Annotated in this window: 10 protein-coding genes; 2 read left to right on the forward strand and 8 right to left on the reverse strand. The window is 66.5% G+C overall.

Annotated elements, in window-relative coordinates; translation table 11 throughout:
* Positions 1-435 precede the first annotated feature (435 nt).
* Positions 436-2418: a DNA (cytosine-5-)-methyltransferase gene (dcm, locus tag DVK44_RS18940; RefSeq protein ID WP_114665268.1), complete on the forward strand. Its 1983-nt coding sequence runs from the start codon at positions 436-438 to the stop codon at positions 2416-2418.
* Here the strand turns inward: dcm and DVK44_RS18945 are convergent.
* Positions 2333-2827 carry a very short patch repair endonuclease gene (locus DVK44_RS18945; RefSeq protein ID WP_114665269.1) on the reverse strand — a complete coding sequence of 165 codons (495 nt, stop codon included), beginning with the start codon at positions 2825-2827 and terminating at the stop codon, positions 2333-2335. The two genes, dcm and DVK44_RS18945, sit on opposite strands and share 86 nt — an antisense overlap.
* A gap of 54 nt (positions 2828-2881) precedes the next feature.
* On the opposite strand from DVK44_RS18945, the gene DVK44_RS18950 reads away from it, so the two are divergent.
* Positions 2882-3070 carry a hypothetical protein gene (locus tag DVK44_RS18950; RefSeq protein ID WP_114660713.1) on the forward strand — a complete coding sequence of 63 codons (189 nt, stop codon included), beginning with the start codon at positions 2882-2884 and terminating at the stop codon, positions 3068-3070.
* Between the two features lie 20 nt (positions 3071-3090).
* Here DVK44_RS18950 and DVK44_RS18955 read toward each other — a convergent pair whose 3' ends face one another.
* The 7 genes from DVK44_RS18955 to DVK44_RS18985 form a co-directional block, all read right to left on the reverse strand.
* The gene (locus DVK44_RS18955) at positions 3091-5100 is read right to left on the reverse strand and encodes an AIPR family protein (RefSeq protein ID WP_114660714.1); all 2010 of its coding nucleotides are present in this window, start codon (positions 5098-5100) and stop codon (positions 3091-3093) included.
* On the reverse strand, positions 5093-6103 hold the full coding sequence (locus DVK44_RS18960; RefSeq protein ID WP_114660715.1) for a PD-(D/E)XK motif protein: 1011 nt from the start codon (positions 6101-6103) through the stop codon (positions 5093-5095). Before DVK44_RS18960 ends, DVK44_RS18955 begins: the two co-directional genes overlap by 8 nt.
* Positions 6100-8883, reverse strand: coding sequence for a Z1 domain-containing protein (locus tag DVK44_RS18965; protein WP_114660716.1), 2784 nt, complete (start codon positions 8881-8883; stop codon positions 6100-6102). Before DVK44_RS18965 ends, DVK44_RS18960 begins: the two co-directional genes overlap by 4 nt.
* 63 nt (positions 8884-8946) lie before the next feature.
* Entirely contained in the window at positions 8947-10422 is a 1476-nt protein-coding gene (locus tag DVK44_RS18970; protein ID WP_114660717.1) for an ATP-binding protein, read from the reverse strand.
* A 186-nt stretch (positions 10423-10608) separates the two neighbouring features.
* Complete coding sequence (locus tag DVK44_RS18975; protein WP_114660718.1) at positions 10609-12153, reverse strand: hypothetical protein; 1545 nt, start codon at positions 12151-12153, stop codon at positions 10609-10611.
* Positions 12154-12252: 99 nt separating this feature from the next.
* Entirely contained in the window at positions 12253-14151 is a 1899-nt protein-coding gene (locus tag DVK44_RS18980) for a hypothetical protein (protein ID WP_114660719.1), read from the reverse strand.
* Entirely contained in the window at positions 14151-17606 is a 3456-nt protein-coding gene (locus DVK44_RS18985; protein WP_114660720.1) for a helicase-related protein, read from the reverse strand. The genes DVK44_RS18980 and DVK44_RS18985 overlap by 1 nt, the downstream gene beginning before the upstream one ends.
* Positions 17607-18561: the final 955 nt, after the last annotated feature.

Genomic DNA, 18561 nt, shown 5'->3' on the forward strand with positions numbered 1-18561 from the left:
TCCCGCGATCAGTACAGGAGGATCAATCGATACCGGTACTGCACTATTCCGGCCGGAAGAATGCTGGAGATTGTACAGACGCAAGGACGACGGAGCGGTCAGGCGGCCACGCACCGTTCAGGGGACGGCCCGCCGGTGTCAGGGTTGATCCGAGCCGGGGCAGAATTTCCTCCCACAGGGACACCTGAATACAGGGCATCAGCGTGTATCCACTTCGGTGATCTTGTCAGTGCATATCCGTATGATTGGTCATCTCTGGGAGTGGCCAGGGGACTGCTTTCGCCTGCAGGAGTGAGGGGGGACGTAATATCCTTGCTGCGCCTGTGGCGTCCCGAGCGGTTCTTGATCTCCGAGGTAGACGCCGGATTCTTGATCTTGCCAGAGGATGTGTGATCTCCTGGTGCTCGTTCTTCTCGTCCAATGGAGGTTCGCACTGTGCGCAGGCAGCACTACGGGGTGCCCCTAGAGCGGAGCGACAGCCTTGAGCTCAAGCGTCACAGGAACAGCTGCAAGCCCGAGAACTTCAGCAAGTGGCTCGGTGGCTTCGGCGTCGGAAAGCGCTTGGCCGTCGACCTTTTCTCCGGAGCGGGCGGACTGAGTCTCGGACTGGAACGGGCGGGCTGGACGGTGGCGGCCGCGGTCGACTTCGACGAGCGGGCTCTTCGGACGCACGCCGCGAACTTCCCGGGTATGAGTCTTCAGATGGACCTGGGCAAACCCGATGAGCGGGATAGGCTCGTGGACATGCTGGCACCGGCCAAGATCGACCTGGTGGCCGGTGGTCCTCCCTGCCAGCCGTTCAGCAGGGCAGGCCGGAGCAAGATCCGCAGTCTCGTGGAACATCACGGGCGCGATCCTCACGATCGCCGCAAGGAACTGTGGAGCGCCTACCTCGATGTCGTGAAGCGTCTCCGGCCGCGCGCGGTCCTCATGGAGAACGTGCCGGACATGGGGCTTGGCGACGACTTCTTCGTGGTACGCACCATTGAAGAGCAGCTGGAGGAGCTCGGGTACGCGACGCAGGTGCGTCTTGTCGACGCATGGCGTTACGGCGTTCCGCAGCACAGGAAGCGTCTGATCCTGCTGGCGAGGAACGACGTGGAGCACTTCGGCTGGCGGGAGGAGCTGGAGCACGATCAGCGGACCACGCTGCGGGACGCTATCGGTGACCTGCCGGTTCTGCCCGTCACGCCCACGGAACGCATCGGACAGCGCGAACTGCCGTACGACAAGCCGGACAAGCTCTCCAGGTTCGCGCTTGACATGCGCAAGTGGGCGCCCAAGGAACGGGTCTGGGACCATATGACCCGACGGGTCCGGGTGGACGATGCGGAGATCTTCTCCAGTATGGACTCCAAGACCCTGTACTCGCAGATCTCCCCGGAACTGCAGCGCTACAAGGCTGACCACTTCACGGACAAGTACAAGAAGCTCGACTGGTCGGATCTCAGCAGGTCGATCACCGCCCACATCGCCAAGGACGGCTACTGGTACATCCATCCGGACCAGGAGCAGCCGCGCACCCTCACCGTGCGGGAGGCGGCGCGGGTGCAGACCTTCCCGGACAGGTTCCGCTTCGCCGGAACGCGCAGTGACGCCTTTCGCCAGATCGGCAACGCGGTGCCGCCCCTCCTGGGTGAGGCTGCGGCCGAAGCATTGCTGCCCGTAAGCGACGTGCAGCCGGCCGAAGGCGGAGTTCAGCCGCACTGGCGGAGGGTGCGAAGGGACCTGACCGCCTGGGCCGAAGGGCGGCGTGAGTCGGAGGACTGGTACCAGCTTCCGGGCGAACATATGTCCGGGTTGCAGGCTGCTGTGGTGGCCATACTGTCCGGGACCAGGATGCAACCCGCCCAGCTGGCGGCGGTGGTCGAGGTCGTGCGCGGACGAACGTCACTCAGTAAGGCCGCCCTCGAGGCACTCATCGCGGCGGCGCCCTCCGAGGCCGCGAAGGCGCGAGTCGACCGGCTCGCTGTGATGGTCGGCAAGAAGAGTGCTTGGGGCGAAGAGGAAGGGGTACGCGAGTACCTGAAACTGAAGCCGGCTGAGGCCACGGTCTACCGGTTGCTGGTCGGTGAGGACCTTCTGTGGGTGGGGCAGGGGGCGTTGCGTGTCGCCGCCCGTCTGCACGGCAGCGATTCGGACCGCACGAACAGGCTCAGCGACGGTCGAGTGGACTTGGTGAAGCTCGTCGGAGCCGGCAAGGACGCGCCTCTGCGTATGGCGGCGCTCCGGCTCATCGGAAGCAGCTCCTGCCGGGCCAAGGAGCCGCTCTGCGAGGTGTGTCCTCTGAGTAAGTACTGCGTTGGCAGGGAGAGGTTCTCGGGTGACCTGTTCACGGACGCGTTGACCGGAACCCACGGACGGGAGACGGTGCCGACTCAGGCTCGCGAGCCTGGTCGCACTGCCGGGCGACGCTGAGCGCAGCGCGCTCGACGTCCGCCCGGATCTCGCACTCCCAGACGCGGACGACGGTCCAGCCGACGGCCTCGGCTGCTGAGGTGTTCCGGCGGTCGCGCTCCTTGTTGGTCTCGATCTTCGCTTCCCACAGGGAGGCGTTCGGGCCGCGGAACGTATTCGGGCCGTGCACAGGACATCCGTGCCAGAAGCATCCGTCTACGAACACCGCCACGTTGTACCTGGGCAGGACGAAGTCCGCCGTGCAACGGGCAGCCACCTTGCGCTGTAGACGGAACCGGAGGCCGAGCCGGTGTACGGGTCGTCGGAGGGCCACCTCCGGTTTCGTGTCGCGGGCGCGCCGACCGCGCAGATGGCCGCTCAGCTCCGTGCTGACCCACTCCGTGCCTGTGGTGTCCTCACGTGCTGTCATCCTCAGCCCCAGCCTGTCGTCGGCCCACGAGCGTGAGGGTGCCACACTCGTCTCATGCTTCGTGAACCTGCGGAACTCCGTGTCGACGATCACGGCTGGGTCGAACTCCCCGTTGGCCTGCTCGCGGAGGCGGGCATCATACCCGGGACGGACCTCTTGGCCTTCAGCGACGGTGACGGGCGGATCGTGCTCCGTCGCGCCGAGGACGCCATGAGGGATCTGCTCGAGCGCGGAGAGCTCTGAGGGCTGACGAGGATCCGGACCTACCGACCGGGGACGAACCCGAGGGACAGCGCCTCGTTGCGCGCGTGCAGGGCCTGTATCGCCTGTGGCTCGGGGATCTCCTGGTCGAGCTCGATTCGCCTGCCGACGTACTGCGCCAGCTGGCGCTGCGAGGGATCCAGGTTGTGCGTCTCCTTCGCCCATCGCTTGACGGCGTACCACTCGTCCGCCGGGATCGACGCCACCTCGTCGCGCGCCCGCTGGCCGCCTTCCGCACCCCCTGCGATGGCCTCCTCGTCCAGCGGGTGATCGAGGAGTTCCGCCTCCAGGCCACCAGGCACGGACCAGGACACGCGGGAGACGGCGTCCCAGCAGACGGCTTTCTTCGCCCACTCACCCACGTGGTTGCCCTCGCGCGGCCTGGTCACCGCCCGCATCACCCTGGGACAGAGATCGTCGATCGCCGCCTCGACGGCAGCGGAGACCTGCTGCTCTCGCCAGATCCTGTCGAGGTCGATGCGCTGCTCCGTCGCAAGCGACAGGCGAGCCATGGTGTACGTCGTGATCATGCTCTTGTAACTGCCTGCCTCGTGGTTCGCCGCGATGCGATCGACCGCCTTGAAGAGGATGGCCATGGCGATCACGCGTTGGCAGTACTGGACGTCGACACGTGGGTGCGCCTCGCCGATGCGGTCCATGAACACGGCGAAGTTCTTCTGTGCACCACGGCTGACCTGGAACGGAAGGTGGTTCCAGGAGTTGGCGTACTTCGCGAGGTCCGCCTTGGTGAACTTCTGCTTCGTCGGGTTGAGCTTCTTGAACGTGCGCTGTTTCGCGGGCGTCCGGGCCTTGGCCACCTCGTCTGTGTACTGGCCGCGCGCCCGTTCGTAGAACCAGTGGGTCTCCTGACCACTGCCGTCCGTCGCCGGCGCCCACAGGGAGCGGGTGATGCGCTGTACGGCCACGTGGTACTCGTGGTTCGAGCTGAAGTCGACCAACGTCACGCGGTTCTGGGTGTTGGAGTACTCGGAGATCATCGGGACGATCTCCGAGAGCCGCTCCGGGGAGACCTCCGTCAGCTTCATCTGCACGGCCACGTGTGACAGGTCCGCCTTGTCGCGGCTGGAGGCGTAGTGCAGAGAGGCTGTCGTCTGACCGCCGTTCACGACTTGGAGCCCGTGCACGCGGGAGATTCCCGTGGGCCTGCCTTCCGGGTCGTGGGCGAAGTCGACCTGCGAAGCGGTCGCCGTGATGCCGTTGTTGTACGCCAGGAACCTGCCGGGGGAGTTCAGCAGGGTCTCCCGGATGCCACGGTTGACCGACCCGCGGGCCTGCAGGAAGGAGCGGACGTTCAGCTCGAGGAGCCTCGTCCCGTACTCCCCGTAGAGTTCTGCGAGCCTCTGCCCGGGGATCACGGTCATGGTCACCGAGTGGTCGGGCTCACTGCTGGGCGCCGCGACGCAGGGCAGCGGAGGGTCGAACGAGACGACGATGGGTTCGCTGATGCTGCCGGAGGTAGCGTGGCGGTGCAGCCGTGCCAGGTCCCACACCTCGTGGGTCACGGTAAGGCCGTCGAAGTCGGTGGGCGGGACTGCGGTGCTGGTGCCGACGCGGTTGCTCAGGAGGAAGAGCCGTATCCTGCGCACTTCGGTGAGCGCCTTCTCCACCGCCGCGCACATGTCGTAGACGTCGAAGGACTCGTCGATGTGCCGGCGCAAGCCGTCCTGGCACCGACGGGCGAAGGTGAGCAGTCGTTTGAAGGCGGTCTCGGTCTGCCCCTTCGTGAGCTTGGATGCCAGCGGCTCCAAGTGGAAGTCCGTGACGAAGAGGTCGAGGCACTCTCCGGAGTCCCCGATGGCGTAGCCGTGAACCAGGTGACCGTGTGCACCGTGAAACGCCGTGAACGTGTTGGACGCGATGCCAGCCTGCTCCAGGTCCTCGAACACACGCCGCGTGAACGTCTCCGGAGTGGTGGTTCTCTCGGCGTCGGCTGTCGCCTGGACGTCAGCGACGAGGTCACGGGCGTACTGGGACAGGTCGAGCTCAGGCATGGGTTCCCCCGATCAATGCGGTCACCTCGTCCGTCGTGGCGCGGTGCCGGTCCAACCCCGAGATGCTCAAGCTGTACGTGCAGTCGCCCACACCCTCGGGGAGATCTGACTCGACGATTCTCGGAAAACCCTCCCGTACGTGCCAGAAACGCAGGTCACGGAGGGTGTACCGAGGCTCTTCGTACAGGTCCCGGTGCCCGGGAAGATACCCGGCTTGAACGAGTCGGCCGTCGAAGGAGGCGCGTACGAAGGGGCTGGTGAGCTGCTCGCGTATCCGGTCCACCAAGCGGTTCAGGCTCTCGCCCGAACCTCCTCGACGTTCGTCGAGCATGGTCAGGGACAACAGGAGCGCGGGCGTTCCCGTGTCGTCCAGCTGGCGTTCGCTGGCGATCCGGATGCCGCGGGGACGCTTGGCGGTGCTGGCCTTCGTCTCGACGGCGACTCCGGGTAGCTGGAAGTCCTGGTTGGCTCCGCTCGGCCCGGCCCAGGAGTCGACGGCCTCGGCTGGCCCGACGACCGGCAGGATGTGGTCGCGCAGCAGCAGGAGCTCGCCGACGAGCCCGCGACGAGCCTCGGGGCCCAGACCGTCTCTGCCCACGGCGCGCAGGAGGTCCTGCCACCGTTCGAACCGCTCCACGGCTGCGGTCAGAGCGGCTGCGGCTCCGGGGGCTTCCCTCACCGTGTCGGCGACGTCGGTGACGAGAGGGTTGAACACCTCACGGAGCTCGTCCGCGGTGAGCACCACCTGGAGCTCGTACTCGAGACGCGACACCGCGCTGAGGTTCATCTCCAGGCCGGCCGCGCTGGGCAACCGGGTCACGGTCCGCACGATGTGGTCCGCTGAGCGGGCGTCGGTCCTGAGCACGAGCATGCGCCGCTGTGTCGGGTGGGAGACGGACAGGAAGACGTCCAACGGGGCGTCAGGATGCAGGCGGATGCGTGACCGGCCGGGGGCGCCCTGGGGTGCCTCCAGGCCGTGCCACTCGTCCTCGGTGACGGTCATTCCCCATCCTCCTCGTCGTAGAAGGCGTCAAGGCCCTCCTTCTGCCAGATGCTGTTGACGACGTACTCGGTGTCGGACTGGTGCTCGGAGCGCGGGAAGCTCAATTTGAAGCCCACCAGCGGGGGCTGAGCCGGACCGTCCTCGGTCGCCGGCCGTTCGACGAGATAGACGAGCAGCAGCGCCTGGTCGGGTCGACGTTGCCAGCGGACGTGCTCACCCGAAGGGGACTGGGGTACCTTCTCCCGCTTCTTGATGGCTGCGGCCTTCTGCGTCGCGTCGACGGCGGCGCGCACCTGGGCGGCCTCAAGGTCGAATCGGTACTCGTCCGGAGGGCTGAGCAGGCGGCGAATCGTGAACCGGCCTTCGCTGTCGGTGTCGTTGAGAGGTGTGCGTTCCACAGGCCCGATGCTGAAACCGGCGATCTCCTGCCGGTCCTCGGCCGCCACCTTGCCCACAAGGACCACTGTCCACTGCGGAAGCTCACCCACGGCCACGCACTGTTCGATGTACTTCGCGATGAAGCGGGGACGGACCCTCTGCGCCATCCGGTCGGTCTCGTAACGACCGAGGAAGTCCACGATGGCGCCGGAAGGTACCTGTTTCCAAGTGACGTTGGCGCCCGCCGACTTCTGGTCGCCAGTTGCCGCACCGTCGAGTCTCCGGACGAAATCCGTAAGGACCTTGAGGTTGTGTTCAGGTACCCCGTCGGAGAGGTTGAAGATCACCGTCTCCGGGCCCTCCCCGGAGTAGCTGAGCATGACCTTCGTTCCTTGGCGCATCTTGTTGGCAGCCGTGACCGCGAGGCCGAGCGAGGAAGCACGGACCTTCAGCCCGAAGTGCCTCGGGCTGAGATCCAACGCTGCCATCTCCTCGACCTCACGACGCAGTTCGTCGGTCGCAGCGGTCACCTCGATGTACTTCGCCTGCAGGCCGGGCGTCGTGTACAGGCGGCAGAGGTCCTCGTGCCCTGGCCGGTATCCGAACCAGCGACCCATCTGGAGCAGAGTGTCGTACGTGCTGGACGTACGCAGGTAGTAGCTGACGGTCAGCCCCTCCAGGGTGAGCCCCCGGGAGAGCTTCTGGCCCCCGATCGCGATGACGGAGAGACCAGTCCTGCGGTGCTCGTAGTAGTCGAGCGCGTCGCGGGAGGCGCCGTTCACCGTCCTGACCACGATCTTCCGCAGAGCGGGCATCAGCTGGCTCGACACGTCTTCCCAGGTGACGCGCCGGGCTTCGTCTGCGGGGAAGTGCCCCGTGGTGGGTACGAAGTCCCGTTCCCACAGGGCGCGGAGCTCCGTCGTGCGCTGCGCTGCCTGCCCGTACCGATCGCGGAGGGAGTCCACGAGGAGGCGCAGGTAGTCGTCCACCTGATCGCGGACGATCCCCTGGACCGTCGTGAAGCGGGTGACGTGCACCAGCATGGAGTTGTGGACCTTCGTCTGGCCCCGCACCCTTCGTGCAGCGCTGGCGAGGACGAACGAGTCGATCGCTTCGCGGAGGGACCGAGGAAGGTCGTCGGGAGGGACGGAGGAGGACTTGTGCTTGCTCGGGATCCAGCTCTCGGAGTCGGCAACGGGCCGTACGAGGGGCAGTGGGGGAACGTCCTCCTCGTCGTCGGTGTCGGTCCGAAGCCCGAACACCCGCTCCGGACCCAGGTAGTTGGTTGGGGACGGCAGGGTGCGGATGAAGCTGTCGGGGAAGAGGTCGGCGCCGAGTTCTGCGTGGTCGACGTCGGGATCGATGTAGATGTTGGCGAACGGGGTGGCGGTGTACCCGACGTATGCCGACTTCTCGAAGCTCTTCATGAGCTCGCGGATCGCGCCGTTGGTCTTGGTCGGATCCGCTTCGGGGTCGCGCTTGGTGTTGATGGAGGCGTTGTCCGCCTCGTCGTCGATGACGAACAGCGGGATGTCGCGTACGACCTTGCTTCCCGTCTCGTCTTCCGTGCCCTGGACCTCGGTCACCCACGTTCGCAGGTACTCGAGGATCTTCCAGTGCTTCTTGACGACGAGAACCACTGGGAAGCGGCCCAGCGGGAAGTTGACGGCGTTGGCCGCCTGTCGACCGAAGTCGCCCTTCTCCGAGCTGTTGGTGGGGGAGGCGATGTCGAGCTTCTTGACGCCCGGCATCCGGCCGGCACCCATGAGCCGGGACTTCCCGTTCTGGTTGGACCGCTGCTGGTGCTGGGTGTCGAACCCCAGGAGCCCCTCGTCCACACGCAGCTGGGTCTGGCTGCGGAGGTCGTTGTGGATGCCGGCGAGGATCACCACGAACTGGTATCCCGCGTCCACGGCCTTCGCGGCGAGACCGATGTACTGGCCGGTCTTGCCCGACTGGACCTGCCCGATCACGAGGCCTGTCCGCCGCCAAGAGCCGGCACGGTGCGGGTCCTCGAGCTGACTCAGGACCTCGTCCGTGCTCTGGTCCAGCCGACGTACGACGAGCGGGGGGAGGTTGCGGACGTCCTCCAGATACCGCCGGTAGCGTTCCCAGAAGTCCCATGCCCGGTCGTTCTTCGCTTCCGGCAGCCACGGCTCGTGTCCGCTGTCGCTCTCCAGGCCGGAGGAGCCTTCCTGGAAGACCGCTGTCAGGACCTCGATCTCCTTGGCCAGCTGGTCACGGTCGAGAACCTCGCCTTGGCCGGCCAGCATCCCGAAGATGACGGTGACCGCGCTCTGTACTTCGTCCGGCGTAGGCTGACGGTCCTGCGACAGCAGTGCGAGAACCAGACGGCGGGCCTTGGCAAGGGACTCCGAAGAGTCCTCGGGGGTGGAACTCACAGCAGACCTCCGGCTGGGCGGGAACGGCATGGGGCAGGCTATGCGGGGCCACTGACAACGGGATCACCCGTTCCAGAAGCCCTGCATCTGGTCGAAGGGGGGCATCGTTCGCAGGCGTTCGCGAGCAGCCGCAGGCGAGCGGCTGTCCGAGACCAGTGCCTCGTAGATCCGCTGTGCGACCTCCGTGGCCCCGGCGTCGGCGGGGCCGGGACCCCCGAAAGGCTCGGGATCGTCGCTGGTGTCAGTCTCGTGCATCACGCGGAGGGCGGTGACCGGCACGGTCTCCTCAAGCAGACGGATCAGGGCACGCACGTCGTCCGAGCTTGCAGCGCCAGGACGCAGAGCTGCCTTCACCAGGGGGTGCCCCCGGTTGACCTTGCAGGTGACCCGGTCGTCGACACGACGGACGTTCCAGGCGTAGAGGAGCGGATCCCCATGCGTGCGCGCCGCGATCTGCCCGCGGTACCGCAGTACGTCGGCGGCCCTCCTCCTGGCCTGCAGGGCGATGCGACGGAGGTGGGAACGCAAGGCTACGGGCGGGACGACGCTGGACTTCCGGACATCGACACTCCACTCGACGTCTGTCTCGGCGGGGATGTCCACGGCGATCCGCGCCAGGTTGTACTTCTCCTCGCGACGTAGTCCGCGCTGTCCGAGCCAGTCGCCCGCCAGGATCAGACGGTCCCGGCGGTACACGTAGAACCCCTGCTGGTCGAGCCAGCCACGCGGACCGCCGGCCTTCTCGTACTCGGCCGGGGCGAGCCTCTGCGCGCTGGGGAGGACGAACGCCTCCACCCGGACAGAACCCGATCCCAGGGGCAGGCGCTCGACGGGAAGCGGTTGTACGGACGGGTGGCGGGACAGGAAAGGGTCCCAGGGCTCGACGGGAGAACCGGACACCCGGAGGTTGCGGCGTCGGCCTCCGACGAGGAAGCGCGCGAAGACCATTCCCAGATGGGACTCCGTGCGGGCGGCCTCCGCGTAGAACTGCTTCTGGGTCCGCTCGTCTTCCACCGTCACCGCGTCGACGTGGTAGCCGTTGAGGCGACGCCACAACACGACTGTGCCGTGGCCTGCCGTCCCCCGGATCCTTTCCAGCAGCTCGGTGGTCGCCTCGTCCGCGCCGCGAAGCAGCCGCCACTCGCCAGACGACTCGACGACGTCGAGGTCCCACGTGCGCACGTGCCACTCGTCGGAGGTGGCGGTGGCGACCGTGAGCTGCCGGGCCTGTGAGAAGGACGCCGACTTGAGTCCGACGCCGAAGCGCCCCAGGTCCGTCGAGCTGCGTGGCGTCGCAGGGCCGCGCGCGGCCACAGTCATGGCGGTCACGAGCTCGCTGGCGGTCATCCCGGCACCATCGTCTGCAACGGCGATCCACGAGTCCTGTCCGGCCCAGGTGAACTCGACGTCGATGGTTGACGCCCCAGCGGAGACGCTGTTGTCGACGAGATCCGCGATGGCGGCAGGCAACGAGTACCCGAGCGAACTGAGCGAGGCGACCATGCCCGCCGGCTCCGGAGCCGCTATGTCGTACATCATGCCGAGTTTCCAGCCTGCTTCCGGTTTCTGATACTGGTCGGGATTATCCACCCACGCCGTTCGGCCGGGGGCGGGTGGTCGAGCGGGATGTCCTGCCGACGCGAGGCGATGGGCGCCATCCGTACGCCTCGTCGCCCCCCTGGTCCGGGTCTGCCCTTCGTGAGAAGCAGACCGATGGTGCTCTGACTATCCCAAGCGTGGGCGCCAATCGGTGGTGCGTACCCGGATTGCATCCAGATGTACTTGGCGCCGACCCACAGGAAACGATCTTCTCCGTACGTCGAAATGCACCCCGTCAACGGGGAGGTCCGGCCTGGTCAGGGCTGTCACCAAGGCATCGAGGTCGGGTGGGGTCCCCAGCGCCTGTAGGTACCGAAGAGATGTGGCGTGCATGTCCGGCACGGGAAGAGGCTGCGTACTGAGTTGCTGAGGGGTGCCGACACACCAGGTCCAGTCAACGGAACCGAACGCAGGCCACTCGGACGGCATCTGGGTGGTGGCGGTGCCTGCCAGGAGTTCCTTCCTCAGGCGGCCCAGCTGCTGGGCTGCGGACGTGATCCAGTTCTCGACCTTCATGACCTCGTGCAGAGAAAGAGCTTCGATCGGCCACTTGATCTCGAGGCACAGGCCCTGGCGCTTGACCGGATCCACGATGATCACGTCCAGATCACCAGCAGGGTTGCCGTCGTTTCTGGCCGCCGGAACTCGTTCCGCGACCAGGGTGCCTGGGATGGTACGCATCCAGGTGGCCCATGCTGTCGCGCGCTCACCCTGCGCCCTTCCTGTCGGGCCGAACCGCCTGTAGTCACGAGCAGCCGAACGCAGCATGATCGGATCCACGGCTCTCGGGGTCACGAGGGGCGGGCAGATGATCACGACGTCCCCATGCCGGATCAACGGCGAGGTCCTGCAAGAGCGACCGGGCCGGTAGGTGAGTCTCTCCACCACCAACGCCTGGTGTACCTCCGAGGTGTTCCGGCACATCTTCGCGATGACGGCCATCAACCTGGAGGCTGGCATGTGGACGAGGGTTGCCTCCAACCGGGACAGCCTGTGCGCCGTGTGCTCGCTCAGGGAGGCAATTCCCATGATCACGGCCAAGACGCTGATCATGTCGCCGGCGGTCATTCCGTCGCCCAAGGGGAAGTCGTCGGGTACCTGCCCCTCGGGCACCGACCGGCGGTACACATCGATCGTCTCGGTGGCACGTCGGACGGACGCACGAAGAACCTCCGATGGTGGGCCGCTCCGGGAACCGGCGGGCCGGGTGGCGATCCACTGAAGTTCCACCGCCGACAACTTCGGTACCCGTGTGGGTCGCGCGTCGTGTTCGAGGAGCATGTCGGCCACTTCCGTCGACACGTCCCAGCTGTGACGCACTCGGAAGTCGCCTCCCGTCATGCGGACTCGGTAGGCGCCATTCCGCACGCCTGTCTCCAGAAGGTCCAACCGATGGGCCGCCGCAGCGGCAAGGACGATATCGGCTGCTTCCTCTTCCGTGCACGTACCCGTGCCGACGGGATAGTCGTGGTGCCATACGACAAGTTGGGCGAGGACGCTTTCCCAGGGCAGTTCGCTCGTCACTCCTGCGCTGATCTCCATCGCGCGCACTTTCGTCGCGGTCCGGAGCAGCTCGTAGATCCGATCCGGACCCGAGTCCCAGCCCGGCAGCATGCGGACCTGGTCGCGAGCGCTGGCGATGGTGTCCAGCAGATCCAGTTCGGGTTTCACGCATGCTCCACTCGTGCACGGTCAGCGGTCAACGGGCCCTGCGACGTTGGGCAGGGGGTGGTGGGGAAGGACCGAGAACGGGCCCTCCCCACCGGGCGCTCACAGAGTCGGGTCCCAGTACCCGACTCTCGAACCATCCGGAGAACCGAACAGGTGCCAGCGGGAGAGGTTCCTGTTCCAGGACTGACAGGCGGTCTCGGGCAGTTGGAGGCAGCCGTGGTCGGCGCCTTCGTTCGTGATCATGCAGTTGGGGTCGTAGAGACAGGAGTCGTTGTCGACGGCCCGGCTCACGACCGCGTCGAGGTTCTGCTCGAGTACGGTCCGCATGGCACCGAGGCTGAACTCGCTGCCACCGTTGGGATAGATGGCGAAGGCCAGGTCGTACGGGAACAGGTACTCGGAGAGGCTGGTCTCGCTGTACCCGCTGTCGACCGCCAGCGCGCGCAGGAGCTGATGCGACAGGGAATGGATCAGGCCGAACAGTTCGTGAACGGGGAGGTCGGGATGTCCCGGTGCCGGGCGTGTCTCATGGGAGAGGGCCTTGCCGTCGCTCGGGCCGAGCTGGTGCACCAGCCACTGGGCGACGCCCCCGGCATCGTCGAGAGCACGTTGGCTGATGAGCTCGTTGCGGACCATCCACCGGCTCACCCGATCCCGGTCCACCGGGAAGAGCAGTGCTTCCGCCTGTGTGGGGTGTGCGTAGAGCAGGGTCTTCTCGGGGGCACCCCGTGAGGCGCGCCCCCGGTAGGGCACGAGATCCGCCTCTTCGGGGCTGAAACCGGTCCGGCTGTAGCCGATCGCGAGGTAGGTGATGGGGAGATCGCTCACCAGGCAGGTGTCCCGGCTGAGGCCGGCAGCCGCGAGGACGCCGGGGTAGCGTTCGTACAGGGCGCGTCGCTCGGCGTTGCGTGCTTCTCGTTGCAGACGAGGGACGGCGAGGCGTTCCAGGTTGAGGACGCGACGGTAGGTGTGGAGCTCGGCTGCGAGCCCGCGGGCGTCGTCGCTCTCGGTGTCGAGTCCGAGAGCTTTGCCCACCCGGTCCCGCAGATGGTCCATCTCGACCGGCATGAAGCGTGCCTGCAGGGCACGTGCTTGGTCGTGCAGGCCGGCGTCCTCCATCACACGGATGCTCTGGACGACCTCGTTCGGGACGTCAACCGTGTGCCCGTCCGTGACCCGTCGGAACTCGTCCTCAGTGATCTCTCCGAGCCACCAGCCGAGTACGGCCGCAGTGTAGAGGGGGTTGCTCTGACGGGTCGCTTCCTCGGTCGTGGTCACGTTGACGAGGGTCAGGCCCTGGCCGACATGCGCGGTCCCTGCGGTGTGAAGGAGAGGGTTCATGAACTTGTCCGGGTAACTGCATGAGGAGTTGCTGCAGCTCCACTGCACGCCCAGGGGGAAACCGCAGGTCATGCACTCCCAGCGGAAGTCACGGAACCGACTGGCGCGGTCGTCGAGCCTGAACCGGGTGTGGCCTCTGGGGCACTTGCTCGGCGGGTACATGGGCGACGTCTCGCCGCACTTGTGCGCGAAGACGAACTGGAGCTGCCGATTGCCGACGACACTGCCGCAGGCGGGGCAGGCCGGCGGCCAGTCGTCGGTTCCGGGCCGCGGGTCACTGGCCGTCCAGACGTGCCCACATGCTCCACTGGAACAGCGCACCACCCGAGGCCAGATTCGACAGAAGACCTTGCCCGGGACCACGACCTCGTAGTGGCGATCGGCGAGTCGGTCCTCGTCCCCGGGAAATTCCGGCGCCCGGTCGGATCCGGTGACGAAGGCACGGCCGGCGGCCCGCCATCTGCGAACGAACCGCATGGCTTCCTGGATCAGGTGCTGACGATCGAGTGAGGGTCCGTCGAACTCCTCGTCACGCCCGATCTGCACCACCTGAGCGGTGTAGCCGCCGCGGTGGTCGAAGGTCTGGCCTGGGCGGTACCGGTAGAGGACCTGGCCCCGGCCGCGGGCCATCTCGTCGTTCTTCGGGTTGAACGCCATCACGACCTCCGGCCGTCGGACACGATGTGGAACGGGATGCCCTCGGAGACGTCGCGGAGACTCGTCATGGGTCGGCACTCGAGGCCCAGGTAGTCTCCCGTCGCGCGGTATCCCCGGTTGTTCCCGCCAGCGAGAGCGGCAGAGGCACCTGCGGAGCGGAGACTGGCCAGGGCGTGCTCCACCATCTCCTCGAGATCGCTGCGGAGCTCCTGTCCTTCCGGGCGATCCGACTGGAAGACCGAGTGAAGTGCCTCCAGCAGTTCGGTGAGCTGGACACCTTCCAGGCCCCCGCGAGAGGGATCATGGAGAGCTGCCTGCATCTTCGAGAGGTCGTGCAGGTGCCCCGGTGCGTTACCTGCACGCCACCAGTCGCGGTTGGCGATCTGGAGGAGATGGCCCATCAGTATCCCGGGGAGGGTCCTGCGTACCGCGAACCGGCTCCAGCGGTTGATCGCCACTGGTTCGACCATGCGGTCCAGGTACTCGTGGAACTTGCCGTGGTACCGGTAGTGCGAGCGGTCCCGCTCCCTCACCGGGTTGAAGAGCATGAACACCAGGCCGTGGTAGGCGCGGCCCACTCGCGAGGACGCCTGGATGTACTCCGCCATGGACCTGGGCATGCCGTTGAACAGCATGAGGTTCAACCGGTCCACGTCGACCCCGTGGCTCACCATGCTCGTCGCCACGACCATGCCCGTGTTGCCGTTGGGGCTGCTCAGGTCGTCCAGGACGCTACGTACCTCGTCCAAGCGCGTCTCGCCTTTCAGCTCGGCCACGCGGAGATCCGGAAAGCCCTCTCTGCGGAGCGCCTCGTTGACCTGGGTGTCCAGCGAACGGCGGATACGGCCGAAGTCGACGAGCGTGGTGGCGTACGTGAGGCTCGTGCGGTAAAGGTCGACGACCGTACGGAGCTCCTCCTCCGGCCATGTCTCGAGAGCGGGTGGAAGGCCACGGCGCTGGTCGAGTTTCCAGAGGGCCCGGTGGGCGGACGTCAGGATCCTGACCAGAGTCATCTCGGCCGTCCCCCGGGTAGGCATGACCCCGACGAAGCGACGGAGAGGGAGGCTTCGGTCGAGGCGCCAGTAGAAGCTCTCGTCGAGGTTGGGCCCGGGGAGAGGCACCACGACCGACCTCAGGCCGAAGAGGTGCTCGCTCTGGCGGTCCTCGCCACGGATGGTCGCGGTCGTCGCGACCACCTTCATACGGACGCCTCGCCCGTCGGGACGGTGTCTGGACGTCAGGGTGCGCTGGACTTCAGCCAGGAGCCCCTCGTAGTGTCCCGAGAACGCTCCGAGCTCCTCGTTCACCATGTGGAGTTCGTCGATGATCTCCAAGGAGGGGGAGGGGTCGTAGAGGGGGGTGTCCAGGGCTCTCGGTGACGACTTCGGGTGGCCTGGCGCGTGGCGCTCGTGGCACTTCCCACCGCGACCGAAGCCGTGCGGAGGGCACCAGCAGTCGACGTCGCCGATGAGCGCACCGAACCGGTCCGAGAGTCCGATGTTGGCCAGCTTGTCCAGAGTGCCGACCACGACCGTGGGGAGGTAGCGATAGATCTCGGTGTCCACCACGACGATCGGAAGGACCTTGCCGCACTGCTTGTTGCCGCAGACGTGCTCGAGCCTGAGTCGCTGAGGGTCGGGGGGCGGGATGTGCACCGACCGTTCACCGCAGTAGGGGCAGTCGTGTACGAGTCGGTACGCGTGCCGCTCTGCCTCGCTCGACCGAAGGCGGTCGAGCATGCGGTCGGACGTGAGCGAGTTGGGGGTGTTGCCACCGCCGGCGTAGAAACCGATGAAGAAGGGCCACCCAGGATCGCCGCCGACTTGCCTGATGCGGTCGGCGTTTCGGTCTCGGACGGTTTCAGCGGCAGCGATGACGTCGAGTTGCCGCTGCGTCTGCTGGAGGGTCAGAAGCCTGAGGGGGAAGCGGCACCAGGCCGAGACCCCGACCTTCTTCCCTCGGGTTCGGTCGTAGAACATGCACACGAGTACCAGCCCCAGATAGGCCTCGGTCTTACCGCCTCCGGTCGGGTACCAGACGACCGTCGCAGCCTCTGTGGGGTCCACGTCTTCGTCGTCACCCCAGAGTCCCGGCGTGAAGAGGTGCTGGGGGTGCTCCCGCCAGGCCAGCGCGCCGAGTTGGCTGACGATGGCCACGAGCTGGAAGAGGCGCCATCCTCCGTTCTTCCGCTTCTTGCGCGTGTTGAGTTCTGTCATGGACTCGTTCGCTAGCTGAAACGCCACCAGGAGACGACTGTCCCGCCGCAACCACGCAATGCCGTCGCGGAAACGCGCGACCTCCAGCGCGGCGGCCCTTCGGTCGGATTCCTTGCGGAGGGCCAACTCGGGCCTGTCCTGGAGATCTGCCGTGTTCCAGACGGGAGCGTCGAGATACGCCTCCATCTCGTCTGCGAGGTCGTCGAGAACCGGAAGCGGGTCCGTCGCGAGCGCCGCGTAACCCCAGCGTTCGTCGGTCCGGGCCACCGCGCGGTGGGTGTCATGCTGAGGTACGGGCACACTGCGTACGGAGACGAGGCGGCCGTCGTGCCACCGTGGCTCGATACCGCAGTTGTTCGCGTACGCTCCGAGCTCCCCGGAGTAGCGGTAGGCGTCAGCACCGAGGTCCATCACGATGGGGAGGAGGCGGTCTCCCACGACCTCCAGTCCGGCGCGGAACAGGGCGTTGTCCCTCGCCTCGTCGCGACGGCTGCGGCCGGCGTTACTGCCTCGGCCCTGGACGGTCACGACTGGGTCTGTGGCGAGGTTTTGCAGGGTCGCGGTCACCCGGAGCCGTCCGGAGGCCACCGGCCTCGACGTGACGACGACGTGCGCGGCGGGGGACGGCACCACGGGGTCTCCGCCAACCTCCCGCGCCAGCCACTGTTCGAAGGACTTGTCGTCCTCCATCGCAGCAGGAGGAACCAGTCGCTCTCGGCGGTCGCTCCCCACGCGGCGATCGATCCGCGGATCGCGGAGGGCCAGCTCGACGGCCTCTGTGAAGGCGTGCCGGAACTCACCCTCCAGGGTCTGACGCAGGCCGGCCTCGTGCCCCAGGACGATCTCCACCGGGCCGACCGTCACACCGAGTCGTCTGAACAACGGTGCCAACCTGTAAGGCTCCTCACGGTCGCCAGCCCACTCCAGCTGCTGGGCTCGGGTCGGCAGGGCCGAGTAGTAGAACGAAGCCTGTGCCTTTACCGTGACGGAGCTGGCGTTCTCGGCCTCGAACTCGAACCCGAGGCTGTCCGGAGTGGTGCGTCCGTACCTCGGAGCCGTGCCCCCAGGTTCGACGGTGTGGGGGCCGAGGCTCTCCATGAAGTACCGGGCGCTGGGAGGCTCGCCCAGGCACATGTCGCCTTGGGCTTCTCCGGTCGCGTCGCTGACCACAGCGCTCACGAGGTGCTCGACGAGAGCTGTCTGCTGGTCGACGCTCGGCTCGAAGGGGGGAGTGGTCACGTCGTCTCCCCATGCGGACCGCGGTATGCCGCAGGCAAGGGGGAGGGGCTGCAAGAGGACCTGGCGAGGCAGGTGCCGTCGCCGACGATCTGCCGACGGGGGAGCCGATTCGGCTCCGATGCGCGTGCCGGGGTTGGCGAACATGCCCAACCGGCCCGCAGGACAGGGGTGTCCACGGGAACTCCAAGGTCCGCGAGTCAGAAGCCGCCATGGCACGACGCCATGGCCGGACACCTTCCGCTTCTCCGAACCTGAGCAGAGCATGGGCTCCGGCGCAGCGAAGTCGCAAGCCGCTAACCCAAGTGGATCTAATCTGTCCAAAATGATTCGATTTATTGCCTAAATTGATCGAACTCGCCCAGGAGCTCCTGCTCGGAGTGATCGCTACCCCCACCCCCTTCGGCCGTGAACGGGCCGCCGACCTCTGCCGTGAGGGCAGGTTACGAGCGGTCCCGCCCTCGCCTGACCGGCACGAATTCTCGGTGCTGGTCGTCGCGTGTCGTCAGTCCGGGTTTCCGCTCCGTGCCTCAGCTGTCTGTCCCGGGCGTGTGTCAGTGAGTTGAACTGAGGTTCCCCGTGTGTCCTGAACGTGAAGGAGAGTTCGATGTAGGAAGAACGATCTGGAGCGATGCTGCACGGATGATGAAGGTTTTGGCCCTTCGGAGTCGCCCTGCGGAGGGAGGCTTCAAACCGCCTCATGCTGCGTTGGCTGAAGACCGTCGTGGTGAGCGATGAGGAAAAGGCGCTGGTCAAGGCGTCAGGTGGGGGCCGGGAAGACGAACGCGAGTGAACCACTGCTGACGTGTCGTTACTCATGAGGTGACATCGAAACCGGGGCGTGGGGAAAGTTCCGGGATGAGCCTGGCGGGAGTCCGCTGACTGGCCAGGTGGTGTCCGGCATGGAGGTGGCGTGAGCCCGGTCTGCGGCGTCCGTGTGGAACAGGAGAAGGCACGT

The organism is Streptomyces paludis, from assembly GCF_003344965.1.
Taxonomy (GTDB): domain Bacteria; phylum Actinomycetota; class Actinomycetes; order Streptomycetales; family Streptomycetaceae; genus Streptomyces; species Streptomyces paludis.